Annotated in this window: 22 protein-coding genes and 1 pseudogene; 15 read left to right on the top strand and 8 right to left on the bottom strand. The window is 70.4% G+C overall.

Features of this window, described 5'->3' with window-relative positions:
- Positions 1-28: 28 nt before the first annotated feature.
- The 3 genes and pseudogenes from ACGFH8_RS27285 to ACGFH8_RS27275 all read right to left on the bottom strand — a co-directional run bounded on the left by ACGFH8_RS27285 (position 29) and on the right by ACGFH8_RS27275 (position 3,867).
- Positions 29-1,282, bottom strand: coding sequence for a phosphatidylserine decarboxylase (locus ACGFH8_RS27285; RefSeq protein ID WP_393372378.1), 1,254 nt, complete (start codon positions 1,280-1,282; stop codon positions 29-31).
- Positions 1,283-1,810: 528 nt separating this feature from the next.
- A pseudogene (locus ACGFH8_RS27280) lies at positions 1,811-2,056 on the bottom strand (hypothetical protein); the annotation flags it as partial.
- The gene (locus tag ACGFH8_RS27275; protein ID WP_393372375.1) at positions 2,053-3,867 is read right to left on the bottom strand and encodes a PspC domain-containing protein; all 1,815 of its coding nucleotides are present in this window, start codon (positions 3,865-3,867) and stop codon (positions 2,053-2,055) included. The gene ACGFH8_RS27275 and the pseudogene ACGFH8_RS27280, both read right to left, overlap by 4 nt.
- Positions 3,868-4,023: 156 nt before the next feature.
- On the opposite strand from ACGFH8_RS27275, the gene ACGFH8_RS27270 reads away from it, so the two are divergent.
- The 7 genes from ACGFH8_RS27270 to ACGFH8_RS27240 all read left to right on the top strand — a co-directional run bounded on the left by ACGFH8_RS27270 (position 4,024) and on the right by ACGFH8_RS27240 (position 12,286).
- The gene (locus ACGFH8_RS27270) at positions 4,024-5,289 is read left to right on the top strand and encodes a PspC domain-containing protein (RefSeq protein ID WP_393372373.1); all 1,266 of its coding nucleotides are present in this window, start codon (positions 4,024-4,026) and stop codon (positions 5,287-5,289) included.
- Positions 5,290-5,291: 2 nt separating this feature from the next.
- Complete coding sequence (locus tag ACGFH8_RS27265) at positions 5,292-5,978, top strand: response regulator (RefSeq protein WP_393372448.1); 687 nt, start codon at positions 5,292-5,294, stop codon at positions 5,976-5,978.
- Positions 5,979-6,558: 580 nt separating this feature from the next.
- Positions 6,559-8,196, top strand: a complete 1,638-nt coding sequence (locus tag ACGFH8_RS27260; RefSeq protein WP_393372370.1) for an ABC transporter substrate-binding protein — start codon at positions 6,559-6,561, stop codon at positions 8,194-8,196.
- A gap of 148 nt (positions 8,197-8,344) precedes the next feature.
- Positions 8,345-9,271, top strand: a complete 927-nt coding sequence (locus ACGFH8_RS27255) for an ABC transporter permease (RefSeq protein ID WP_393372368.1) — start codon at positions 8,345-8,347, stop codon at positions 9,269-9,271.
- Positions 9,264-10,226: an ABC transporter permease gene (locus tag ACGFH8_RS27250; protein WP_393372365.1), complete on the top strand. Its 963-nt coding sequence runs from the start codon at positions 9,264-9,266 to the stop codon at positions 10,224-10,226. The genes ACGFH8_RS27255 and ACGFH8_RS27250 overlap by 8 nt, the downstream gene beginning before the upstream one ends.
- 25 nt (positions 10,227-10,251) lie before the next feature.
- Complete coding sequence (locus tag ACGFH8_RS27245; RefSeq protein WP_393372445.1) at positions 10,252-11,280, top strand: ABC transporter ATP-binding protein; 1,029 nt, start codon at positions 10,252-10,254, stop codon at positions 11,278-11,280.
- On the top strand, positions 11,273-12,286 hold the full coding sequence (locus ACGFH8_RS27240; RefSeq protein WP_393372363.1) for an ABC transporter ATP-binding protein: 1,014 nt from the start codon (positions 11,273-11,275) through the stop codon (positions 12,284-12,286). Before ACGFH8_RS27245 ends, ACGFH8_RS27240 begins: the two co-directional genes overlap by 8 nt.
- Positions 12,287-12,399: 113 nt before the next feature.
- Here the strand turns inward: ACGFH8_RS27240 and ACGFH8_RS27235 are convergent, their stop codons facing one another.
- The gene (locus tag ACGFH8_RS27235; protein WP_393372360.1) at positions 12,400-12,786 is read right to left on the bottom strand and encodes a chorismate mutase; all 387 of its coding nucleotides are present in this window, start codon (positions 12,784-12,786) and stop codon (positions 12,400-12,402) included.
- Positions 12,787-13,062: 276 nt separating this feature from the next.
- Between ACGFH8_RS27235 and pcrA the strand changes: the two genes are divergently transcribed.
- A complete protein-coding gene (gene pcrA / locus ACGFH8_RS27230) occupies positions 13,063-15,468 on the top strand; it encodes a DNA helicase PcrA (protein WP_393372357.1) in 2,406 nt (801 codons plus the stop codon).
- A gap of 18 nt (positions 15,469-15,486) precedes the next feature.
- Here the strand turns inward: pcrA and ACGFH8_RS27225 are convergent, their stop codons facing one another.
- Positions 15,487-16,005 (bottom strand): TetR/AcrR family transcriptional regulator, encoded by a 519-nt coding sequence (locus tag ACGFH8_RS27225; RefSeq protein ID WP_393372355.1) that lies wholly within the window; start codon positions 16,003-16,005, stop codon positions 15,487-15,489.
- Between the two features lie 129 nt (positions 16,006-16,134).
- Here ACGFH8_RS27225 and ACGFH8_RS27220 point away from each other — a divergent pair, with 129 nt between their 5' ends.
- From ACGFH8_RS27220 to ACGFH8_RS27210, 3 genes are all read left to right on the top strand, one after another.
- Complete coding sequence (locus tag ACGFH8_RS27220) at positions 16,135-16,824, top strand: hypothetical protein (RefSeq protein ID WP_393372352.1); 690 nt, start codon at positions 16,135-16,137, stop codon at positions 16,822-16,824.
- Between the two features lie 44 nt (positions 16,825-16,868).
- Positions 16,869-17,231 (top strand): hypothetical protein, encoded by a 363-nt coding sequence (locus ACGFH8_RS27215; RefSeq protein ID WP_393372349.1) that lies wholly within the window; start codon positions 16,869-16,871, stop codon positions 17,229-17,231.
- Between the two features lie 194 nt (positions 17,232-17,425).
- Positions 17,426-18,424, top strand: coding sequence for a hypothetical protein (locus ACGFH8_RS27210; protein ID WP_393372347.1), 999 nt, complete (start codon positions 17,426-17,428; stop codon positions 18,422-18,424).
- A gap of 16 nt (positions 18,425-18,440) precedes the next feature.
- Here ACGFH8_RS27210 and ACGFH8_RS27205 read toward each other — a convergent pair whose 3' ends face one another.
- Entirely contained in the window at positions 18,441-19,211 is a 771-nt protein-coding gene (locus tag ACGFH8_RS27205; protein ID WP_393372344.1) for a M23 family metallopeptidase, read from the bottom strand.
- 262 nt (positions 19,212-19,473) lie between these two features.
- Positions 19,474-20,181: a M23 family metallopeptidase gene (locus tag ACGFH8_RS27200; RefSeq protein ID WP_393372342.1), complete on the bottom strand. Its 708-nt coding sequence runs from the start codon at positions 20,179-20,181 to the stop codon at positions 19,474-19,476.
- Positions 20,182-20,636: 455 nt separating this feature from the next.
- Between ACGFH8_RS27200 and ACGFH8_RS27195 the strand changes: the two genes are divergently transcribed.
- The 4 genes from ACGFH8_RS27195 (at position 20,637) to ACGFH8_RS27180 (ending at position 24,255) form a co-directional block, all read left to right on the top strand.
- Entirely contained in the window at positions 20,637-21,041 is a 405-nt protein-coding gene (locus ACGFH8_RS27195) for a cobalamin B12-binding domain-containing protein (protein ID WP_030491849.1), read from the top strand.
- A 453-nt stretch (positions 21,042-21,494) separates the two neighbouring features.
- Positions 21,495-22,673, top strand: a complete 1,179-nt coding sequence (gene sucC / locus ACGFH8_RS27190; RefSeq protein ID WP_393372339.1) for an ADP-forming succinate--CoA ligase subunit beta — start codon at positions 21,495-21,497, stop codon at positions 22,671-22,673.
- 2 nt (positions 22,674-22,675) lie between these two features.
- The gene (sucD, locus tag ACGFH8_RS27185) at positions 22,676-23,563 is read left to right on the top strand and encodes a succinate--CoA ligase subunit alpha (protein WP_393372337.1); all 888 of its coding nucleotides are present in this window, start codon (positions 22,676-22,678) and stop codon (positions 23,561-23,563) included.
- 92 nt (positions 23,564-23,655) lie between these two features.
- Entirely contained in the window at positions 23,656-24,255 is a 600-nt protein-coding gene (locus tag ACGFH8_RS27180) for a GNAT family N-acetyltransferase (protein ID WP_393372334.1), read from the top strand.
- On the opposite strand, the gene ACGFH8_RS27175 is transcribed toward ACGFH8_RS27180, so the two are convergent.
- Positions 24,151-24,417 (bottom strand): DUF4190 domain-containing protein, encoded by a 267-nt coding sequence (locus ACGFH8_RS27175; RefSeq protein ID WP_179780945.1) that lies wholly within the window; start codon positions 24,415-24,417, stop codon positions 24,151-24,153. The genes ACGFH8_RS27180 and ACGFH8_RS27175 overlap by 105 nt on opposite strands.
- Positions 24,418-24,570: the final 153 nt, after the last annotated feature.

Here is a 24,570-nt window from a genome sequence, read left to right as displayed (position 1 = left end):
AGCGGCGCCCCGTTCGCACGTTGGTGGGTCAGCGCCAGCGGGCGATGACCGTGGACCCGCCGACCACCTTGTCGCCCGGCCCGACCAGCGGGTCCGCGGCGTCGGCCGGGAGGTAGACGTCGGTCCGTGAGCCGAAACGGATCAGGCCGAAGCGCTCGCCCTTGGCCAGCAGCGCGCCGATCGGCGCGCGCTGCACGATCCGACGGGCGATCAGCCCGGTACGCTGCGCGACCACCACCGTGCCACGCGCGGTGTCCAGGACGGTGTACGCGGCGACGTTGTGCTCGGCGTCCGGCTTCATCGCGTTGACGAAGCCGCCGTCGGCGACGAAGTAGTCCACCACCTTGCCCGCGACCGGGGCACGGTTGACGTGCACGTCCAGCACCGACAGGAACACCGCGACCCGCAGCCACTCGCCGTCGCCGAAGCGCTCGTCGTGCAGGCGCTGCACCGACAGGACCTTCCCGTCCGCGCTGGCGACCACCGCGGTCGGGTCTTCCGGTACGTCGCGCTCGGGGTCCCGGAAGAACGCGGCGACCGGCCCGGCGGCCAGCGCCGGCAGCAGCCAGAGTTTCGACGATGGACGCGCCACCCGGGCCAGTGCCGCGAGGCCCAGCGTGATGCCGGCGGCGGCCACACCGTTGGAGTCGATGTGCATGCCGCGGGTCAGCGGCACGCTCGACGGCCGGTGCGCGGGCGCGAGCCTCTCGGCCGTGGCGGGGCTGGCCGGGGTGAAGCGCAGTCGGTAGACCCGTACCGGCGGCGAGTTGCGCAGGACCAGGTCGGCGCCGACTCCGTAGAGGGCGTCCTGGCGAGCCAACTCGGCGGCGGCCCCGGTGGTCCGGCCGGGCGTGGCGGTGGTCGCCACACTCAGCACCGCGCCGTCGGACAGGTATTTGGTCAGGCCCTCGATGCCACCGCGGGTCTCCTCGGCGGTGCCGCTGAACACCTCGCCGGCGATGACGACCCCGGCGGCTTCGGCCTCGGCCAGGGAGTCGACGACCCCGACCCGGTCGGCGACCCAGCGGCCCTGGGCGTTGACGTGCTCGCGGAGGGCGGCAGCGCCGAACGGCTCGGCGGGCACCACGGTGAGCCGGTCACCGGGGAGCAGCGCCTCGATCGCCGCGGCCAGCACCGCGGACTCCGGGCCCACCCCGACCAGCAGGGCGGCCTTGGGGTCGTTGATCCGGGCCAGCTCGGAGACGAGCGTGCGGGCGGCTCGCTCGCCGATGCGGACCGGACCGGACCGGCCGGTCGTACGCACGGCGGGGGACTGGGTCATGTCGGGCGGGCTCCTGACGGGGGTAGAGACGGGAATCGCGGCGGGACCGCCATGGCGGGACGGGCCGGCCGGCGGAGGCGAGATCTCCACCGGCCAGCATATGCGTCCGTCCGGGCCAGCGGCACCGCCGTGGTGGTCGGGCAGGCCGAGACCGGCTCACGCCCGAGGTCAGGCCTCTCCCCGTCGGTCCTTCCGCTCGTCCCCCGGCTGGTCGCCGACCGCCTCACCTGGCTGGTCGCCGACCGCCTCGGCCGGCTGGTCGTGCCGGGTCGGCTCATCCCCGTCCGGCACTCGGCCGACGATCGGGAGGGTCGGCTCGTCGGGCTGGCCGGGGATCGGGGCGGTCTGCGGCTCCGCCGGCGGGTGAGCCAGCCAGGCCGGGTGGATCACGTCGGTGGGCGGCGCCTCCGGTGCTCGTACCTCGGTGGTGGTCGCCTCCGGTGGGGGAGCGTCCCAGGTGGAGCGGTCGGCCTCCCAGACCGGCAGTGCCACACCGGAGGTCGGCACGCCGGAAACCGGAGCGGACGCGCCGGAGACGGGCGCGGCGGCGACTGTGGCAGCGACCTCGGCGGTCTGCTCGGGCTGCGCCGAGCGGCCGGAGCGCAGTGCGCCGACCAGCCCGAAGACGCCGATCAGGATGAGGGCACTGGCCAGGAACCATCCGACCGCCGGCAGCGCGAACCCGAGCAGTTGGGCGAGCAGCCACCAGGCCGACAGCGCCAGGAACACGAGCCCGAAGGCGAACGACACCAGATCCGTGCGGTGAGCCTTCACCGGGTCACCTCCAGGTTGCCAGCGTTGACATGGATGTACAGGCGCAGCTTGCCGCCGCCGGCACCGTCGACACCGAGGTCGGTGGTCTCCTGTAGGCGACCGTCCAGCCCGCCGGAACGGTTGCCGAAGATGGTGGCGTCGCCGGCGTTGACGTCGGCCACGGTGGTGACGTCCACGTTCGGCGGGACGACCACTGTCGCCTTGCCGAAGTTGATCGCAACCGTCACCTGGCTGTCCCGTTTCGCGAAGTCGATCCCCCGCAGGTCGAGCACGGCGTCACCGAAGCTGTTCTCGTACCGGTCGGCCAGATCGCGGTAGTCCGTCGGTGCCCAGGTCACCGCGCCGTCGACCCCGCGGATCCGGTCGTAGGACTCGGCGACCGTCCCCGTACCCAGCGCCGCCGCGGTCACCAGACCGAGCGCGATGAGCCAGCGGGCCCGCCCGAACCAGGTGCCGACCAGCAGCCCCAGCCCGATCGTGGCCAGCGCGGCCGCGAAGTACGCCGAGGCGCTGATGGCGAAGACGTCGAGCAGGTCGAGCAGGGCGACCACACCGAGGACCAGGAAGATCAGGGAGAAGGTCACCGCGCCGAGCGGCGAACGCTCCTTGGGGCGCTTCGGCGGCTTCGGTGGCTTCGCCGGGCGGGACGGGGTCGGGGCCGGCGAGGCGTACGGGCCGTGCGGCGCGAACGGGGGGCGGTATCCGGACACCGGGGCGGCGGTCGGATAGCCGGACGGACCGGCGGGTGCGGCGGTCACCGGCGCCGACGGCCACTCGACCGTGGGCGGGTTGGTGCCCGGCCAGCCCGTGGCGGGCGCCGGCCAGCCCGCTCCGACGGTCGTCGGGTCGGCCGGTTGCCCGGACACCGGGCCCGTCCCGGAGACCGGCTGCGCCGTGGCGGTCGACTGCGCAACGCCGACCGGCGGCAGGTCGTACCCCCCGGTGGTGGCGGCGGGCGGTCCCCCCGCGGTGGCGGTGGCGTACGCCGGAGCGCCGCCGGCCATGGGTGCCGTCGCCGGTGGGCCGGTTGGCGGCGCCCCGCCGTACGACGGCGCGGGCCAGGTCACCGGTGGGACCGGGCCGGGCGGATTGCCGGACGGTGCCGGCCCGGCCGGGGTGCCCGGCTGTGGGGTGCGGCTGTCCCGGTTGAGCAGCAGCGCGCCGGCCACCAGGATGGCCGCGCCGAGCAGCACCGCGCGGAAGGCGTCGGTGACGATGTAGCCGAAGCTGGCCGCGACGAGGATGCCCAGGATGATGACGGTGACCGGCGACATGCTGGAGCGGCCGCGGCCGAGCATGGACTCGACCGGGGATGCGGTGTCGCCCTCGTTCGGAATGATCAACCAGGCGGCGACGTACACCAGGATGCCGATGCCACCGAAGAACCCGAGCACCGCGAGCAGCACCCGCCAGAGCACCGGGTCGGTGTTCGTGGCTCGCCCGATCGCCGCGCAGACCCCGGCCAGGTACCGCCCCTCGCGTGGTCGGACCAACCCGTACCGCGAGGTGAACCCGGTGCCGGCGAACGGCGGTGGCGGCGCGGACGGACCCGGCCCGCCCGGTCCGGGTGGCATGCCCGCGGCCCCGTAGCCGGTGCCGGCCGCGAACTCCGGCCCGTGGCCGGCGGTGGGCGGCGGGTAGCCGCCGCCCGGATCGGCGGGGGTGCCGCCGGTCTCCGGGCCGTAACCGGTGGGCGGACCGAACGTGCGGGGCGCGGTCCATTCGGTGGGCGTCGTGGCTGGTGGGGGCGGTGCTGAACCACCCGGCTCCGCCGACCCGGGTCGGGGTGGCGGGGCAGCTTCCTCGGTCATGCCTCGATCCTGCTGCCAGGTGAGCCCGAGCGACCTCAGGACCCGACCCTGACCCCACCCTGAGATCCGGCGGCCGGAATGTCGGGGGCGTCCCCGTGGTCGTCGACGCCGCAGCGTGTGACGATCAGATCACCGACCTCCACCAGATCCGTCACCGTGACCAGGGAGCCCGCGATCAGCACCGTGATTCCGCCCCCGCGCCTCTACCGCGCCCCCGAGCACCGGATGGCCGCCGGCGTCGCCGCCGGTATCGCCGACCATCTCGGCATCTCGGTGCTGCGGGTGCGTGTCGCGTTCATGGTGCTGCTCGGCCTGAGTGGGCTCGGCCTGCTGCTCTACGCGGCCTTCTGGGCGGTGGTGCCGCTGCGGCCCGGCGACACCGCCGTGCCGCCCCGGCGCGACGTCGCCCAGCTCCTGCCGTTCGTGGGGATCGGGCTCGGTGTCCTGTTGATCCAGGTGATGGTCTTCGACTCGGTCGGGGCGGCCGGCACCGCCGGTTGGCTGGTGGCCATCATCGCGGTCGGCGCCGGGGTCATCTGGCACCAGTCGGCGCCCGAACGGCGCCGGCAGTGGGGCAACGCGATGCCGGTGCCCTGGCTCGGCGCGGTCGTCGAGGAGAGTGACCGGCGGGCGTTCGTGCTCCGGTTCATCGGCGGGGGAGTGCTCGTCGCGGTCGGCATCATCGGCGTCGCGGCGGTCTACTCGCCGGCGCAGAACTTCGACGCCGTGATCAACGGTGTGATCTTCGCGCTGGTCGGGCTGGCGGGGGTCGGCGTGGTCGCCGCGCCCGTGCTCTGGCGGACGTACAGCCAGCTCCGCTCGGAGCGCGAGGGGCGCATCCGCGAACAGGAGCGGGCCGAGTTGGCCGCCATGGTGCACGATCAGGTGCTGCACACGTTGGCCCTGATCCAGCGCAACGCCAGCGACGTCAAGATGGTCCAGCGGCTGGCCAGAGGGCAGGAGCGTTCCCTGCGCAACTGGCTGTACAAGCCGACCGCGTCGCCGAGCGAGCGTTTCGCCGCCGCGCTGGAGCAGGCCGCCGCCGAGGTCGAGGACACCTATGCGATCACGGTGGAGGCGGTCGTGGTGGGGGACCGGGAGACCGACGAGAAGGTCGGGGCGCTTGTCGCGGCCGCGCGGGAGGCGCTTGTGAACGCGGCCCGGCACGCCGGCGTGCAGACCGTGTCGCTCTACGCCGAGGTGGAGCCCGATCAGGTCAGCGTCTTCATCCGGGACCGGGGCAAGGGCTTCGATCCGGATACGGTGGAGGACCACCGGCACGGCGTGAGCGGCTCGATCATCGGGCGGATGAAGCGGCACGGCGGACGGGCCGAGATCCGGTCCGGCCCGGGGGAGGGGACCGAGGTCCGGTTGATACTGCCGATCTCCCGGGACTCGTCCGCAGCGGAGAGGAACAGATGACCATGGCCGAGCAGTCGACCGAGCACCTCGACCCGGCGGATGCCCGCCCCGAGCGGCTCCGGGTGTTCCTGGTGGACGACCACGCCATGTTCCGGGCCGGGGTACGCGCGGAGCTGGGCGCCCACGTCGAGGTGGTGGGTGAGGCGAGCACCGTGACCGAGGCGGTCACCCGGATCGCGGCTGTCGCGCCGGACGTGGTGCTGCTCGACGTGCACATGCCCGACGGCGGCGGGCGCGCGGTGCTGGAGGCGATGCGACGCACCCACCCGCAGGTCAAGTTCCTGGCGCTGAGCGTCTCCGACGCGGCGGAGGACGTGATCGGGTTGATCCGTGCCGGTGCGCGGGGGTACGTGACCAAGACCATCTCCCCGGACGAGCTGGCCGCGGCGATCCGCCGGGTGGCGGACGGGGACGCGGTGTTCAGCCCACGGCTGGCCGGGTTCGTGCTGGATGCCTTCGCGGCCCGACCGGATGCCCCGGTGGCCGACCCCGAGCTGGACCAGCTCACCAACCGTGAGCGGGAGGTGCTGCGGCTGTTGGCCCGGGGGTACGCGTACAAGGAGATCGCCAAGGAGCTGTTCATCTCCATCAAGACGGTGGAGACGCACGTGTCGAACGTGCTCCGCAAGCTGCAGATGTCCAACCGCTACGAACTCTCCCGCTGGGCGGCGGATCGCCGGCTGGTGTGACAGCCGCGCCGGCCGTGGCGGTGGATCAGACGAACGATCTCCGCGCCCTCGTCCACCCAGTTGGTGATCGTGCCCGTGCAGTCGTAACCGACCTGTCCGGACGGGTCGAAATGCATGCGGTGACAGACGTCCTAACGGGCAGAGGTGCGCCCCAGGCCTGAGTGCGGGCCAGGACCACGTTCGCGGGCGGCGCAACGTATTTCCTGCTCAGTGCTGCCTGTGCCGACCGTTTTATGATCATTTTTCAAGTATCGGCAACGTGGCGGGCAACTAACGGCTTGATAACGGCACCTTCACGGAAGAGGCCAGTTGGTGTCACAGTGGCAGCACCTCACCATCGGTGTGTGGCACTCCGTACGGCCCATGACCATGTCCCCGCCCCTCGCGGCGGTTCGTGGCCGTGCCTCCTGCGTCGTGTCGCGCCTCGTTGGCGGGGAGCCCGGCGGATCGGAACATCAGGGGTGTCCCCAACTTCCCTGTGGTCCCGGCGACCCGCGCCCCGGGGTGGTCGGGCGGTGTCACCCCCAAACGTGCGTGAAACCCACGACGGAACCTGGTTAGAAAGAGGAGGCCCCTCGGAATGAGAGTCTCGAAGCGGGCGACGAGCGCGATCGCGCTCAGCGCGGCTGCCGCGCTAGTCGCGAGTGGTTGCTCGAGCGGTGGTGGCGGCGAGACCGCCGCCAGCGGCGACGGCGCGATTGTCATCCACGGTGTCCAGCCGGAGAACCCGCTGGTCCCGTCGAACACCACAGAGACCGGTGGCGGCAAGGTCATCGACTGGCTGTGGACCGGCCTGGTCGAGTACCCGAACGACGGTGGGGCCCCGCGTAACGCGCTTGCGGAGTCCATCACCACCACGGACTCCAAGGTCTTCACGATCAAGATCAAGAAGGGCACCAAGTTCCACGACAGCACCGAGGTGAAGTCGAAGAACTTCGTTGACGCCTGGAACTGGGCCGCCTACTCGCCGAACGGCGCCCAGAACGGCAGCTTCTTCTCTGACATCCAGGGTTTCGACCAGACCTACACCAGCGACCCGGATGGCGCGGACGGCCCGAAGAAGGCCCCGGCGCCGACCGCCAAGACGCTGTCCGGCCTGAAGGTCATCGACGAGCAGACCTTCGAGGTCACCCTGTCGGCGCCGACCGCGGTCTTCCCGACCAAGCTCGGCTACAGCGCCTTCATGCCGCTGCCGGACGTCTTCTTCACCAAGAAGCCCGAGGAGTTCGGCAAGAACCCGATCGGCAACGGCCCGGTCAAGTTCGTGTCGTGGACCGACAACGTCCTCATCAAGCTGACGCGCTTCGACGACTACAACCTGCGCGACAAGATGAAGCTCAAGGACGTCGACGTCAAGCTGTACCAGGACGAGACGGCCGCCTACGCCGACGTGCTGGCCAACAACCTCGACTTCCTGGAGTCGCTGCCCACCTCGGCGCTCGCCGGTGACAAGTGGAAGGCCGACCTCGGTGAGCGGGGCCGGAACACCGTCACGCCGACGACCGCGCTCATCGCGTTCCCGATCTACGACAAGCGCTTCCAGAACCCGAAGCTGCGTCGTGCCGTGTCGCTCGCGATCAACCGGCAGGAAATCTCGGACAAGATCTTCTTCGGCACTCGTAAGCCGGCCGACAGCTGGGCGAACCCGCTGACCCCGGGCGCCAAGCCGGGCAACTGCACCGCCTGCAAGTTCGACCCGGCCACGGCCAAGACGCTGCTGACCGAGGCCGGTGGCTTCTCCGGTGAGATGGTCTTCTACTACAACTCGGACTCCAGCCACAAGGACTGGATGGACGCCGTTGCGCAGCAGGTCAAGACCAACCTGGGCATCAACGCTCGGGCCGAGGGCGTGCCGACCTTCGCGGTCTTCCGCCAGAACGTCAACGCCCACGCCATGAAGGGCCCGTACCGCGCTGCCTGGCAGCAGGACTACCCGGACGTCGAGAACTGGATCAACCCGCTGTACGTCACGGGCGGCTCCTCGAACGACGGCCTGTACACCAGCTCCGAGGTCGACGCCCTGGCCAAGCAGGCCAGCTCCGCGCCGAGCCTGGAGGCCTCGCACGAGGCGTTCACCAAGGCCGTCGAGAAGATCGACCAGGACGTCCCGAGCATCCCGATCTACTTCTACGGCCAGCAGTCCGGCCACTCGGAGAAGATCAAGAAGCTCGAGCTGAACAACGTCGGCGAACTCGACATCACCTCGGTCGAGCTCTGATCCGTACGGTCTGACCCCGGGTCGGGCTCGCCACATCCGGTGAGCCCGACCCGGGGCCGTTCCGCGATTGGGTGTTACAACACTTCACTCGCACGTTGTCACCACCGTGTCGGCCGTCCGACGCGCCCCCTGTCTGGAGGACCACCCCATGGGCCGTTATCTGTTGAGACGGCTGCTCCAACTCGTGCCGGTCTTCATCGGTTCGACGTTCCTGATCTACTGGCTCGTCTGGGCCGTGCCGGGCGACCCCTTCGCCGGCAAGTGCGGCGAGCGCCGCTGCCCGGACCAGTACATCGCCTTCATGACCGAGAAGTACCACCTCGATCAGAACGTCTTCGTGCAGTACGCCAACTACATGAAGAACCTGCTCCAGGGCGACTTCGGTCAGACGTTCTCGCAGCGCGACATCGGCGGCATCATCGCCACGGCGTACCCGAACACGCTGAAGCTGGCCCTGGTCGCGCTCGCCATCGAGGCCGTCATCGGTCTCGGCGCCGGCGTGCTGACCGGTCTGCGCCGCAACGGCTTCCTGGACAACCTTGTCCTGGTCTCCACCCTCTTCCTGCTCGCGCTGCCGGTGTTCGTGGTCGGCTTCGTGCTGCAGTGGCTGCTGGGCGTGCAGTGGGGCATCACCAAGCCGACCGTCTCCTCCGAGATGCGGTGGTCCGAGCTGATCGTGCCGGGCTTCGTGCTCGGTAGCGCGTCGGTGGCGTACATCGCCCGGGTGGCACGGACGAGCATCGCGGAGAACCGCCGGGCCGACTACGTGCGCACCGCCATCGCCAAGGGCCTGCCCATGCGGCGGGTCGTGGGCGTGCACCTGCTGCGCAACTCGCTCATCCCGGTGGTCACCCTGCTCGGCACCGACCTCGGCGCCCTGATGGGCGGCGCGATCATCACCGAGGGCATCTTCCAGATCAACGGCATCGGCCGCGAGGTCTACCGCGCGATCATCACCAAGGAGAGCGCCACCGTGGTCGGGATCGTGGTCGTCCTGGTGGTCGTCTATCTCGTGATGAACCTGCTGGTTGACCTGCTCTACGCCGCACTGGACCCGAGGATCCGTTATGAGTGACCCGAGTACCGCATCGATTGTCAGCACCCCGTCCGCGCAGCCGACCGACCCGGTAGCCCCCGCCACGGGGCAGGGCAACGAGAAGCCACGTGGTCTGCTCGGTGACGCCTGGCGGGACCTGCGTCGCAAGCCGCTGTTCTGGATCTCGGCGACGTTCATCGTGATCTTCCTGTTGATGGCGATCGTCCCGGGGCTGTTCGCTCCGGGCGGCGACCCGGAGACCGGCGCGCTGTCCCGCAGCCTCGGCAAGTCCAGCGGAGACGCCTGGTTCGGGTACGACCTGCAGGGCCGCGACGTCTACGCCCGGGTCATCTACGGTGCGCGGGCCTCCATCATCGTCGCCGTCCTCTCCGTGGTCGGCACCCTGCTGGTCGGTGGCTTCATGGGCGTCATCGCGGGCTACCGCGGCGGCTGGGTGGACGGGTTGCTCAGCCGGATCGGCGACGTGTTCTTCGGCGTGCCGTTCGTGCTGGGTGCGATCGTCATCCTGACCACGTTCAACGGCTCGGGCACCAACAACAGCAAGGCCGAGATCATGGGCTTGGTGATCGCTTCACTGATCGTGCTGAGCTGGCCGGTCGTGATGCGCCTGATGCGATCCTCGGTGCTCGCCACCAGGGAGGCCGACTACATCGTGGCGGCCCGCGCGCTGGGTGCCGGCACCGGTCGGATCATCCTCAAGCACCTGCTGCCGAACTGCCTGGCTCCGCTGCTGGTCTACGGCACGATCATGGTCGGCTCGTTCATCGGCGCCGAGGCCACCCTGTCGTTCCTGGGTGTCGGCCTGAAGTCGCCGGTGGTGTCCTGGGGCATCATGATCAGCGAGGGTAAGGATTTCATCCGGGTCGCACCGGGGCTTGTCTTCTTCCCCGCCGCGTTCCTCGTCACCGCAGTGCTGAGCTTCGTGATGCTCGGCGAGGCGGTCCGCGAGGCCCTCGATCCGAAACTCCGCTAGGGGAGATCCAGTGTCCGACATTCTCGTGTCCGAGCAGTCCGCGCCGGGATCCGGCGGGTCCGGACGTCCCTCCGGCCGGCTGCTCGAGGTCGACGACCTGCGGGTGGAGTTCCGCACCCGGGACGGCGTCGCAAAGGTCATCAACGGGGTCACCTACCACGTCGACGCGGGGGAGACCCTCGCCGTGCTCGGCGAGTCCGGCTCCGGCAAGAGCGTCACCGCGCAGACCATCATGGGCATCCTCGACACGCCTCCCGGCTTCGTCACCGGCGGGCAGGTCCGCTTCCACGGCAAGGACATGCTCCGCATGTCCGACGAGGAGCGCCGTCGCATCCGCGGCGAGGGCATCGCGATGATCTTCCAGGACGCGCTCTCCGCGCTGAACCCGGTGTTCACGGTCGGGTTCCAGATCGCCGAGCAGTTCCGGGTCCGGCGGGGCATGGGTCGCGCCGAGGCCAAGAAGCGCGCGATCGACATGCTCGACCAGGTCAAGATCCCGAACGCCAAGGGCCGGTTCAACAACTACCCACACCAGTTCTCCGGCGGTATGCGGCAGCGCGCGATGATCGCGATGTCGCTGGCGCTCGACCCGGAGGTGCTGATCGCGGACGAGCCGACCACCGCGCTCGACGTGACCGTGCAGGCCCAGATCATGGACCTGCTCGCCGAGCTCCAGCGTGAGCGGCAGATGGGCATGATCCTGATCACCCACGACCTCGGCGTGGTCGCCGACGTCGCGGACCGGATCGCGGTCATGTACGCGGGCCGGATCGTCGAGCAGGCCGACGTGTACGACCTGTACGCCAAGCCGGCGCACCCGTACACGTTGGGCCTGATCGACTCGATCCCGCGCCTGGACGAGAAGGGGCAGCAGCTCCGGACGATCAAGGGCCTCCCGCCGAACCTGATGAACATCCCGCCGGGCTGCCCGTTCAACCCCCGCTGCCCCATGGTTCAGCCGGTGTGCCGGGAGAAGATCCCGCCGCTGCTGCAGGTGGGTCCCGCCCGGGCCAGCGCCTGCCACTTCGCCGAGGAGCTGGTGAACCGTGTCTGAGAACATCCTCGAGGTCCGTGACCTGGTCAAGCACTACCCCGTCACGCAGGGTGTGGTGTTCAAGAAGACGGTCGGTCAGGTCAAGGCGGTGGACGGCGTCTCGTTCGGTCTGCGCGCCGGTGAGACGCTCGGCGTGGTCGGCGAGTCCGGCTGCGGCAAGTCGACCCTCGCCCGGGTGCTGATGAACCTGGAGAAGCCGACCGCCGGCAGCGTGATCTACAAGGGCCAGGACACCTCCAAGCTGTCCGGTGGGGCGCTGCGACGCCTCCGTCGGCAGATCCAGCTGGTCATGCAGGACCCGTACACCTCGCTCAACCCCCGGATGACCGTCGGCGACCTGCTCGGTGAGCCGTTCGAGATCCACCCGGAGGTGGCGCCGAAGGGCAGCCGTCGGGCCAAGGTCCGGGAGTTGCTGGACCTGGTCGGGCTCAACCCGGAGCACATCAACAGGTACCCGCACCAGTTCTCCGGCGGTCAGCGTCAGCGCATCGGCATCGCCCGCGCGCTCGCGCTGCGGCCCGAGATCATCGTCTGCGACGAGCCGGTGTCGGCCCTTGACGTCTCCATCCAGGCCCAGGTCATGAACCTGCTGGAAAAGCTCCAGGGCGAGTTCGGGCTCTCGTACGTCTTCATCGCGCACGACCTGTCGGTGGTCCGCCACCTCTCGGACCGGGTCGCGGTGATGTACCTCGGCAAGGTCGTCGAGATCGGCACCGAGGACGAGATCTACGAGCGGCCGACCCACCCGTACACCCAGGCTCTGCTGTCGGCGGTGCCGGTGCCGGACCCGACGCAGCGCAACAACAAGACGATCATCCGGCTCACGGGTGACGTGCCGTCGCCGATCAGCCCGCCCTCGGGCTGCCGGTTCCGGACCCGCTGCTGGAAGGCGCAGGACATCTGCGCCGAGCAGGTCCCACTGCTGGAGATCCGGCGGGACTCGGACCACCCGAGCGCCTGCCACTTCGCGGAGCGGCGCGAGATCGTCGCCACCCACGAGGCCTGAGCCACCCGAAACCGCCTGCCGACGTCACCACGACGACGGCAGGCGGTTTCGTCTGTCGGTGACCCGGCCGGGCCGCTTCCGGGCCGGCTCGGGCTGACCGCCCGCCACCCGGCTCAGAGCGGGCCGCGGCCCGCGCGGAGCAGCAGCAGGGCCAACTGGGTGCCGTCGGTGCCGAGCGCGACCCGGAACCGCTCCAGGATCTTGCGTTCCCGAGCGAGCACCAGGCGCGTTCCGCCGGACGCCATCCGGGTCGCGCCGACCTCCTGGGACAACGCGGCGCGCTCCTGCCAGAGCGCGATCATCGCGTTGTCGATCTCGTCGATCCGTTCCCTGATCTGCACGATCCGTGCCGAGGCGGTGGGTTCCTCGGTGCCGGTCCGTGCCTCGACCGGCCCGGCGTTGTCGACCGCTGCCGGCGTCGCCTCGGTCTCGTTCGGCACCGGCCGCTCCGCCTCGGGCCGGGTCGGGCCGCCGCTCTGCTCCATCACGTCTGTCATCATCGGGTACCTCTCGCACTGTGGTGCCCGGTGCCCGGAACCCGGGACGGAAAAAGCCCCGGACTCCAGGAGCCCGGGGCTTTTGCAGGTCTGAATCGATCAGGCGCGACCTACGGCAGCCGGACTCCCGGTGCCATAGTAAAAGTGGTAGCGCGCAGCGATCACGTTGACGAGTATGCCCACGTCGGCACCGGCTGCGCAAGCATCAAGCGGCCCATCCTCGCGCCTCGGCGCAGCGGGCGGGAGAGTGTCCGACCGGCGGCATAGACTTGTCGGGCGATGCATCCTCTCTTCGACATTCCCGCGTCCCCGCCTGCGCCGGAGTCCGCGCCGGCCCGCCCGCACCGACCCGGGCCGGCCCCCGTGCGCCTCGATCCGCAGCAGCTCCTCGCCGGGCTCAACGGGCCACAGGGCGACGCCGTCAGCCACGCCGGCTCGCCGCTGCTGATCGTCGCCGGCGCCGGATCCGGCAAGACCCGGGTGCTCACGCACCGGATCGCCTACCTGCTCGCCGCACGGGACGTCCATCCCGGGGAGATCATCGCGATCACCTTCACCAACAAGGCGGCCGGTGAGATGAAGGAGCGCGTCGCCGCGCTGGTGGGCCCCCGGGCCCGCCTGATGTGGGTGTCGACGTTCCACTCCGCGTGCGTCCGGATCCTGCGCGCCGAGCACGAGCACGCCGGCCTCAAGTCGACGTTCTCGATCTACGACGCGGACGACTCCCGCCGGCTGATGCAGCTCGTCACCCGCGAGCTCGATCTCGACCCGAAGCGCTACCCGGCGCGCGGGCTGGCCGCCCAGGTCTCCAACCTCAAGAACGAGCTTGTCGACCCGGAGCAGTTCGCGGCGCGGGCCACCGGGCCCAACGAGCGGGCGTTGGCCGAGGCGTACACGCTCTACCAGCGGCGGCTGCGTGAGGCGCACGCGCTGGACTTCGACGACCTGATCATGACCACGGTGCACCTGCTCCAGTCCCACCCGCACGTCGCGGAGAGCTACCGTCGGCGGTTCCGGCACGTGCTGGTGGACGAATACCAGGACACCAACCACGCCCAGTACGTGCTGATCAAGGAGCTGGTGTCCGGCACCGACGGGCTGGAGCCCGCGGAGCTGTGCGTGGTGGGTGACGCCGACCAGTCGATCTACGCGTTCCGGGGCGCGACGATCCGCAACATCCTGGAGTTCGAACGGGACTTCACAAACGCCCGGACGATCCTGCTGGAGCAGAACTACCGCTCCACCCAGACCATCCTCAACGCGGCCAACGCGGTGATCGACCGCAACACCTCCCGCAAGCCCAAGCGGCTGTGGAGCGAGGCCGGCGCCGGCGAGCGGATCGTCGGCTACGTGGCCGACACCGAGCACGCCGAGGCCGACTGGGTGGCCCGGGAGATCGACCGGCTGGTCGACGCCGACGAGACCCGACCCGGCGACGTCGCTGTCTTCTACCGCACAAACGCCCAGTCCCGCGTGTTCGAAGAGGTGTTCATCCGCGTCGGCCTGCCCTACAAGGTGGTCGGCGGGGTGCGCTTCTACGAGCGCAAGGAGGTCCGTGACGCTCTGGCGTACCTGCGTTCGGTGGTCAACGACGACGACACGGTGAGCCTGCGGCGGGTCCTCAACACCCCCCGCCGGGGCATCGGCGACCGCGCCGAGGCGTGTGTCGAGGCGCTCTCCAGCCGGGACCGGATCTCGTTCGGCGCGGCGTTGCGCAGGGCCCGGGAGGCGCCGGGCATCTCCAGCCGGGCGGCCAATGGCATCGCCGACTTCGTGGCGCTGCTCGACGGCGCCCGGGAGCTGTCCGAGACCGGCACCCCGGAGGAGGTGCTGGAGGCGCTGCTGACCCGCTCGGGCTACCTCACCGAGCTGGAGGAGAGCCTGGACCCGCAGGACGCCGGCCGGGTGGACAACCTCCAGGAGCTGGTGAGCGTCGCCCGGGAGTACACCGAGCGGATCGAGGCGCTGGGCGAGGAGGGGGAGCGGGCCACCCTGGCCGGCTTCCTGGAGCAGGTGGCGCTCGTCGCCGACGCCGACCAGATCCCCTCCGACGATCCCGACCACCAGGGCGTGGTCACCCTGATGACGTTGCACACCGCCAAGGGCCTGGAATTCCCTGTGGTCTTCCTGACCGGGCTGGAGGACGGCGTCTTCCCGCACCTGCGCTCGCTCGGCGACACCCGCGAGTTGGAGGAGGAGCGCCGGCTGGCGTACGTCGGGATCACCCGCGCCCGACAGCGGCTCTACCTCTCCCGCGCGGTGACCCGCTCGGCCTGGGGGCAGCCGTCCTACAACCCGCCGTCGCGGTTCCTGGAGGAGTTGCCGACCGAGCTGGTGCACTGGGAGCGCACCGAGGGGTCGTACACCTCGTGGGCCGGCGGGGGCGGCGGCGTCGGCGGTCGTGCGGACCGCGCGCCCGGCGTGCGTGGCACCTTCACCGGGGGCACGCCGAAGGCCGCGCAGTTGGCGCAGCGGCTCGGCGTGGACGCCAGCCGGCTGACCACGGCCAGTGAGCTGCCGCAGGGGCCGAAGGTGTCGGCCGGCGACCGGGTCAACCACCAGCGGTACGGGCTGGGGCGGGTGCTCGCCGTCGAGGGGCACGGCCCGGGTGCCCGGGCGCAGATCGACTTCGGCGACCAGACGATGTGGCTGGTGCTCCGGCACGCCCCGGTCGACAAACTCTGACCCCGGCACGCCTGGAGATCATGGCCGCCGCACGGTGCTCAGGCCGTCCCGGACGATCGTGAGCATGCGGTCTCGGGCCGCCGGGGCGGCGGCGTCGCGTTCCCGGACCGCGCAACCGACCAGGAATGCCTTCAGGTCGGCGGCGTCGACGTCGGGACGCACCGCGCCTGCGCGCTGAGCGGCGCTGAGCAGTTCGGTCAGGACATGATTGAGGTCGTGTTCGCCCTTCGCCGCCGCGGCGGCGATGTCGAACCCGGTGCCCGAGAGCGCATCGGCCAGTGCGCGGTTCGTCGCGCCCTCGGCTGCCATGCTGGCGAGGAATTCGAACAGAGCCGGGCCCGCCTCGCGAGTGGCCCGCAGCTCGGTCGCCCGGCTGACCAGGCGTTTGGCCACGCTCTGCACGATCGCCTCGTAGAGCGATTCCTTGGTCGGGAAGTGTCGACTGACGGTGCCGGTGCCGACACCGGCGCGGCGGGCGATCTCGTGGATCGGCACCGTCGGCCCATCCGTGGCGAACGCGTCGATCGCAGCGCGCAAGACCTTCGCCCGGTTGCGTACGCCATCGGCGCGCGGCTTGCGTTGCTCGGCGATCTCGGACTCCTAAACGGGATGGCCATCCCGTATGGTCAAGCGGGATGGCGGTTCCGATTATAGGTGGTGGGCACATTGTCCGAACATCCGCGTGCGCGACGTGACCTGGGTCGGTGGTTGATCGCGCTGTACGTGGCGTTCGTCGTCGAGCACGCCTACGGCGCGGCCCGGTACGGCACCCCGGTCAGGCTCGTCGGTCTCCTGCCGCTGGGGCTGCTGCTGGTGTTGGCGCTGGCGCTGCTCGCCCGACATGCCCGCACCGGCAGCCGTCTGGCGCTCTCCGCCGGTGCGGTCATGGTCGCCGTGGCGTTCGTCGGCCTGGCTGGCCTCGTTGAGGGCGGGTTCAACCACGCTCTCAAGCTGGCGTTCCACGCCGGGGGGATGTCTGACGACAGGTTGCGGAACGTGTTCGGTGGGTTGAATTTCGCGGTGCCCGACGACGTGGTGTTCGAGGGGGTCGGCGCGGCGACGCTGGGCCTGGCCGGGCCGGTGGCCTGGCAGTTGGCGCGACTGCTGCGATCCGCCCGGTTGCCGGACTCCAACGCGCCGGTTCGGCGCGCCGGTGTGACCGTCCTGGTCGCGGCGGGGGTGCTGCTCGGCGCGTACCTCACCGAGCCGCTCGGCCACGCCGGCCGCATCACTGTCGCCATCCTTGTGGCCGCCCTGGGGGTCGCGCTCATGGCGGTGTCCGGTGTGGTTGGACAAACGGGATGCGCGTCCCGTATCTTTCACCAAAACGGGATGTGCATCCCGTTTAGAGGGTGAGGAGAAGTCCCGTGAAACTGTCGCTCGTTCTGAAGGCTGTCGCGGTGCTCGACATCGTGGTCCTGGGTGCGGTGTGGCTCATCGCGCCCGGGACCGGCCTTGCTGACCACCCGGATGCTCGATCGCTGCTCGTGGCACGGGCGCTCGGCACCGATCTGGTGGTCGTCGGGATGATGAACTGGATCATCAGTAGGGGTCAGGACGCGACAATGCGACAGTTCCTGCTGCCGAACATCGTGATGCACGTGGTGCCGGCGGCAATCATCGTCACCCTGATCCTCGGCGGTACCTTCGGTGCCGCGGACTGGCTCGGCGCCGTTCTGCACATCGCGCCGGCCGTGGTGCTGACCTGGTGCCTGGCCGCGCCGACGCAACGCCGCGCGGCGCGCGCCCAGGCGCACACCTGAACGACGGGCCGGTCGCCGGTCGCGGCCTCGGCGACCAGACCATCGCCCGGAGCACGCCGGGAAGGTGGAACGCGTACGGCGTTGCCGCACCCTGCCGCGGGCGGCAGCGCCGAAGGTATAGAGACGTTAACCAAGGTCTATTTCCGGTCCTCGGCCGTGGCCGGCACCGCACCCGGCCCCGGATAGTGAGGAGCATGAGCCTGGACATCAGAGGTATCTCCTACGTCGCCGGCCATACCTCCGGCGAGGCGGTGCGTCGGGACATGCGCGCCATCCGCGACGACCTGCACTGCACGACCGTGATGGTGATCGACACCGATACCCGGACGCAGATGGAAGCCGCGCGGTGCGCCCTGGAAGTCGGGCTCGATGTCTACGTCCGGCCGTATGTCGCCGACCGCCCGCACCGCGAGATCCTGGCCCACCTCGCGGCGACGGCCGCGGCGGCCGAGCAACTGCGCGTCCAGTACCCGGGTCGGGTCACGCTGTTGCTCGGCAGCGAGTTCTCCCTCACCTCCCCGGGGATGCTCCCGGGACCGCGTGTCTTCATCCGGCTACAGGTGCTGGTGCGGTGGCGCCGCTTCTTCGACCGCCGGATCACCCGCAAGCTCAACGCCCTGCTCGGTGCCGCCCTGCCCGTCGCCCGCGCCGCGTTCCACGGGCCGGTCAGCTACGCCGCGGGCTTCTGGGAGAAGGTCGACTGGTCCGGCTTCGACCTCGTCGGCGTCAACCTCTACCGTCTCGGCCCCGACCCGGCCGCCTACCAGCAACGGCTGCGCGCCCTGCTGCGGGAGGCGGACAAGCCGGTGGTCATCACCGAGTTCGGGTGCGGCGCCCACCTCGGGGCCGAGCGCCGCGGGCCCGGCTCGTTCCGGATCGTGAACTGGTTCACCCAACCACCCCGGGTCAGGGACGGACACGTCCGCGACGAGCCGACCCAGGCCGCGTATCTGGCCGAACTCATCGACCTCTACGCCGCACACGGCGTGCACGGCTGCTTCGTCTACACCTTTGCCATGCCGGACTTCCCGCACCACGCCGACCCGCGTCACGACCTGGACATGGCGGGCTTCGGCGTGGTGCGCGTACCCGCCGAGGACCCCACACGGTGGGAGCCGAAGGAAGCCTTCCGCCAGGTGGCGCGGCGTTACGAGGCAGCCGAGCGCGCGGCCGCCAACAGCGGCACGAGCTGACCGATGGATCTCGGCCTCAGCAGCCCAGATCCACGCCGCGCGCCCGCATGAACGGGGCCGGGTCGATCTGGTTCCACATGCCCTGGTGCACCTCGAAGTGCAGGTGCGGGCCGGTGGCGTCGCCGGTGGCCCCCTCGTAGCCGATGACCTGGCCGGCCTTGACCGCCTGCCCCACGGTGACCGCGATGCGGCTCTGGTGGGCGTAGTGGGTCAGGTACCCCTTGCCGTGGTCGATGAAGACCGAGTTGCCGTACCCGTCGGCGGCGTCACCGGCCTGGGTCACGGTGCCGGAGGCGGCGGCGCGGATCGGCGTACCGGAGGGCAGCGCCAGGTCGATGCCGGCGTGCAGGGTTCCCCAGCGCTGCCCGTAGCAGGAGGTGACTGCGGCGCCCGGCATCGGGTCGACCCAGGCGGGTGTGGGCTTCGAGGTCTTCTTCGGCGTGGGCTTGGCCTTCGCGGCGGCCGTCTTCGTGGGCGTCGGGCTGGCGCTTGTCGCCGACGGGCTCGGCGTGGGGCTGACCGAGGGGGTGGCCGGCGTGCTCGACTCGCGAACGGAGCGGTCGGCCCGGCTGGCGGCCTCGTTGCGGGACTGCGCGTCGAGGGAGACGGCGGCGGGTGCCGGGTGGTCGTTACCGGTGGTGGCGACGATGACGCCGCCGAGGCCGAGGGCGAGCAGCGCGGCGGCGCCGAGCACGATGAGCCGGTTGCGTCGACGGGAGTGCCGTGGCTGCTCGGTCGGGGCGGTGTCGGGGGTGTTCTCGTTCTGGACGGGGCTGTCTTCCTGCACGGCGAACCTTCACGGTCGAGGGGCACTTGACCTCGAAATACTGGTATCGCGCCGAGCGGGGGCGGGATGGGGACCGGGTGGCAGGGCCAGGGAGAGCGGCTCACCTGCCCGGATATGACCCACTCTGCGGCGCTACGACCGGAAAAGTGATCATGCGGTACGGTGTCGCCGCTCACAATCTCGACTGTGACCTGGCAGACAGACGCCCACGAAAAACCGCCCGGATCGACAGATCCGGGCGGTCAACGGTCGGTACGCAGCGTCAGGAGCCGGCTACCTCGCTGTAAATTGCCTCGACTTGCAGCTTGATGTCCACTCCGCGGTCCTGCAGGAACGGCACCGGGTCGATCGGCTTGCCCTTGACATGGATCTCGAGGTGCAGGTGGGTGCCGTAGGCGTGACCGGTCTGGCCGACCAGGCCGAGCTGGTCGCCCGCCTTGATCTGCTGGCCTTCCTTGACGCTCACCGCGGAGGAGTGGCCGTAGATGGCCTCACTGCCGTCGGCGTGCTGAACGATCACGGCGTTGCCGTACCCACCGAACCAGCCGGCCTTGGTGACCAGGCCGTCGTGGATCGCCACATAGGGCGTGCCCTCGCCGGCGACCAGGTCCACGCCGGTGTGCATCTTGCCCCAGCGCATCCCGTAGGGGGAGTTGAAGTCGTAGCCCTGGAGCGGCAGCAGCCACACCTCGGGCTCGGCGCTGACCTTGCTGCGGCTGTCCCGCGAGGCGCGGTCGGCGTTGTCCGCACGGGTCGCCACTTCCTGGCTGGTGACCGACGCCTGCTTGAGCTCGTCGAGCACCTTCGGGCTGACGTCCTTGGCGTCCGGCAGCGCGCTCGCGCCGAGCGCGACGATGCCGGCCCCGACGAAGGCGGTGGTGACGACAGCGGCGTAACGGCTACGCGGTGGGGTGGGTACGCGGCGACGACCGCGATATCGATCGGGCTCAGACGACAGGCGCTGGCGCACGCACACCCTCCGTTGTCGGGGTTCCGAAGCGGCCGGTGGGCGTTCGTGAAGCTCCGGTGAACGTCCGCTGACCGCGTCGTCACCCGTCCATGGACCTGATGACAACCGTGGACACGTTAGCCAACCACCAGGCGAGTCACAAGCTAGAGCGGAAAATTGGCGTGTCGATCTGTCCGTTTGCGTCCATGATTGTCATGCATCGCGACGCCGAACGGTGCCCCCGTTGCTGCCCGTTCGTCGCCGAGCGTGACCGGTCCGGCGGAGTCGTCCGGCTTGACTGCGGGCCGGGCGGCCCGCGCCGGGACGGGTGCGGCTCGCCTCGGTGCGCTGCTCCCGGCAGGCCGTGGTCGGGGCGGGCGGTGGCCGGGGCGCGGAGCCCGGATTTCCCGGGCCGGGTCCGCCGGGTTACCGTTCGTTAAGGTGAAGGCCGTGAAGCCGGTGAAAGGTGTGCGCTGATGAGCTCTCGTATTCGGGTCGTCGTCGCCAAGCCCGGTCTGGACGGCCACGACCGGGGAGCGAAGGTCGTCGCGCGCGCCCTGCGGGACGCCGGGATGGAGGTCGTCTACACCGGCCTGCACCAGACCCCCGAGCAGATCGTGGAGACCGCCATCCAGGAGGACGCCGACGCGGTCGGCCTGTCCGTTCTCTCCGGCGCGCACATGACGCTCTTCCGGCGGGTGCTGGAACTGCTCGGTGAGCGGGATGCCCGCGACATCGTCGTGTTCGGTGGCGGCATCATTCCGAACGGCGACATTCCCGAGTTGGAGAAGCTGGGCGTCGCAAAGATCTTCACGCCGGGCGCCACCACTCAGGCAATCGTCGAGTGGGTCCGACAGAACGTCGCGCAGCCGGTTTCCTGAGGCTCGTCGCGACGGGTTGCTCGGCGACCGGATTTGCTCGGCGACCGGATTTGGGCACGGGGGAGGGGCCGGACGCACCCCTCACACGTCCGGCCCCTCTATGCACGATGCCCCGCCGCCACCCCTCGACCGACAGGGCATCGGCCGTCTCCCGTCATCGCGCTGTGAAGCGCTCCGACATCTGACTCAACGACGCCCCCACGGCCGGGTTACGCCACCAGGGCAACATCGCCCGGACGGTGGATGCGGCCGGAGTCGTGGCCGGAAACCGGCTGCTCCCGATGTCCGGTTGTGCATTACCGCACACCACGCACCCGCTCGGTTGCCGGCGGTGCCGACCTCGCTAGGCTGCGGCCAATGGCCTGTTTCAACTGATGACAGGCGTCAAACTGTTTTTCGAACGCTGGTGGCGGCGCGACGGCGCGCCGCGGAGACGGGACGGGACGCGCAATCGTGGACCTGTACGAGTACCAGGGGCGGGACCTGTTCGAGCGGCACGGCTTGCCCGTGTTGGCCGGCGGCGTCGCCACTACCCCCGAAGAGGCCCGTGCGATCGCCGACCGCCTCGGCGGTCGCGTGGTCGTCAAGGCGCAGGTGAAGGTCGGCGGCCGAGGTAAGGCCGGCGGCGTCAAGCTGGCCGAGGGCGCCGAGGAGACGGTGGCCCGCGCCACCGACATCCTCGGCATGGACATCAAGGGCCACACCGTCCACAAGGTCATGATCACGGTGACCGCGGACGTGGCCGAGGAGTACTACTTCTCGTACCTGCTCGACCGGGCGAACCGCACCTTCCTCTGCATCGCCAGCGTGGCCGGCGGCATGGACATCGAGCAGGTCGCCGCCGACACCCCCGACAAGGTGGTGAAGGCCCCGATCGACGCCGTCAAGGGCGTGGACGAGGCCAAGGCCCGCGAGATCGTGACCGCAGCCGGCTTCCCGGCCGAGGTCGCCGACCAGGTGGTCGAGATCGCCGTCGGCCTGTGGCAGGCGTTCGTCGCCGAGGACGCCACACTTGTCGAGGTCAACCCGCTGGCCAAGAACGGCGACGGCCGGATGCTGCTGCTCGACGCCAAGATCAGCCTGGACGAGAACGCCGCGTTCCGGCACCCGGACCACGAGGCGCTTGTCGACCAGGCCGCCGTGGACCCGCTGGAGCAGGCCGCCAAGGCCAAGGACCTCAACTACGTCAAGCTCGACGGCGAGGTCGGCATCATCGGCAACGGCGCGGGTCTGGTCATGTCGACCCTCGACGTCGTCGCGTACGCCGGTGAGCGGCACGGCAACGTCAAGCCGGCGAACTTCCTCGACATCGGCGGCGGCGCGAGCGCCGCGGTGATGGCGAACGGGCTGGAGATCGTGCTCTCCGACCCGGCCGTGAAGAGCGTCTTCGTCAACGTCTTCGGCGGCATCACCGCCTGCGACGAGGTCGCCAACGGCATCATCCAGGCGCTGGCCCTGCTGGAGCAGCGCGGCGAGCAGGTCACCAAGCCGCTCGTCGTCCGTCTCGACGGCAACAACGCCGAGGCCGGCCGGGCGATCCTGGACGGCGCGAACAACCCGCTCGTGCAGCGGGTGGACACCATGGACGGTGCGGCCGAGCGGGCCGCCGAGCTGGCAGCTGCGGGGGTCTGATCATGGCTATCTGGCTGACCAAGGACTCGAAGGTCATCGTGCAGGGGATGACCGGTTCCGAGGGTTCCAAGCACACCCGGCGGATGCTCGCCGCCGGCACCAACGTGGTGGGCGGCGTCAACCCGCGCAAGGCGGGCCAGAAGGTCGACTTCGACGGCACCGAGCTGCCGGTCTTCGCGTCCGTCGCGGACGCGATGGCCGAGACCGGGGCCGACGTCACAGTCATCTTCGTGCCGCCGCAGTTCACCAAGGCCGCCGTGGTCGAGGCGATCGACGCCGCGATCGGCCTGGCCGTGGTGATCACCGAGGGCGTCCCGGTGCACGACACCGCGTCGTTCTGGGCGTACAACGTGGCGAAGGGCGAGCAGACCCGGATCATCGGGCCGAACTGCCCCGGCATCGCCTCGCCCGGCGCGTCCAACGCCGGCATCATCCCGGCCGACATCACCGGCTCCGGCCGGATCGGCCTGGTCAGCAAGAGCGGCACGCTGACCTACCAGATGATGTACGAGCTGCGCGACATCGGCTTCTCCACCTGCGTCGGCATCGGTGGCGACCCGATCATCGGGACCACCCACATCGACGCCCTGGCGGCGTTCGAGGCCGACCCGGAGACCGACGCCATCGTGATGATCGGTGAGATCGGTGGCGACGCCGAGGAGCGGGCCGCCGAGTTCATCAAGGCGAACGTCACCAAGCCGGTGGTCGGCTACATCGCCGGCTTCACCGCTCCGCCCGGCAAGACCATGGGTCACGCCGGGGCGATCATCTCCGGCTCGGCCGGCACCGCCGAGGCGAAGCAGGCGGCGCTGGAGGCGGTCGGGGTCAAGGTCGGCAAGACGCCGACCGAGACCGCGAACCTGATGCGGGAGCTCATGTCCGGCAACTGAGCCGGTCCAGCAACAGCGAAGGGGGTCGACCGGTCACGGTCGACCCCCTTCGGCGTACCACCGGGCCGCCGAACGGACCGTAGGCTGCCGGCGTGCTGACAGTGCAGCGGCTGAGGGCCGACCACGCGGACGCTCTGCTGGCGTTCGAACGGGAGAACCGGGCGTACTTCGCGGGCTCGGTGCCGGATCGTGGCGACGCGTACTTTTCCGGGTTCGCCGATCGGCACCGCGCGTTGTTGGCCGAGCAGGAGGCGGGCCTGTGTCACTTCCACGTCGTCCTGACCGAGCAGGGTGACCTGGTCGGCCGGGTCAACCTCGTGGATGTCGCGGCCGGGTTCGCCGAACTCGGCTACCGGGTCGGTGAGCGGGCCGCCGGCAAGGGCGTCGCCACCGCGGCTGTCGAGCAGGTGTGCCACCTGGCCGCCGACGACTACCGGCTCGCCGGTCTCACCGCGCTGGCCACACTCGACAACCCGGCGTCCCAGGCGGTGCTGGCACGCACTGGGTTCACCGTGACCGGTGAGACCAGCATCGGCGGCCGCCCCGCTCTGCTCTACAAGCGTCAGCTCGCTGGTCGACCGGCCCGCTCAGTCGTTGTTCCAGAACGGGTAGTTACCGGTCGCGCGCAGGATCGCCCCGCCGATGATGTTGATCACGCCGAACACGATGGCGAGGTAGCCCAGCAACGGTGACTGCCCGTACCGGCGGGCGTCCCGGATGGACAGGTAGCCGAAGATGATGCCCAGGATGCCGCAGCAGATCAGCCCCAGCACGATGCCAAGCACACCCCAGAGCGTGGTCCGGTCTCGTCCCCGGGCCGGTGGTGGCGGTGGTGGCGGGTATGGCGTCGTCACGGCGTCCTCCGGGCGGTCGTGGGCGGCGAGCCGGCCGGACCGCGACCGGCGGACCCGACCCGGGCGGCGGCGGGTCGCGCCCCCTCTGGCCGAGGCTAGACCGGACCGGGTCGCCGGATCCCCGGTTCGGTCAACTCGTCGCCCTTCGGACGG

The sequence above is a fragment of the Micromonospora sp. NPDC049175 genome, assembly GCF_043197345.1.
In the GTDB taxonomy this organism is placed as follows: domain Bacteria; phylum Actinomycetota; class Actinomycetes; order Mycobacteriales; family Micromonosporaceae; genus Micromonospora.
The sequence above is the reverse complement of the archived record's forward strand: the minus strand, read 5'-3'. Positions and strand labels throughout refer to the sequence as shown.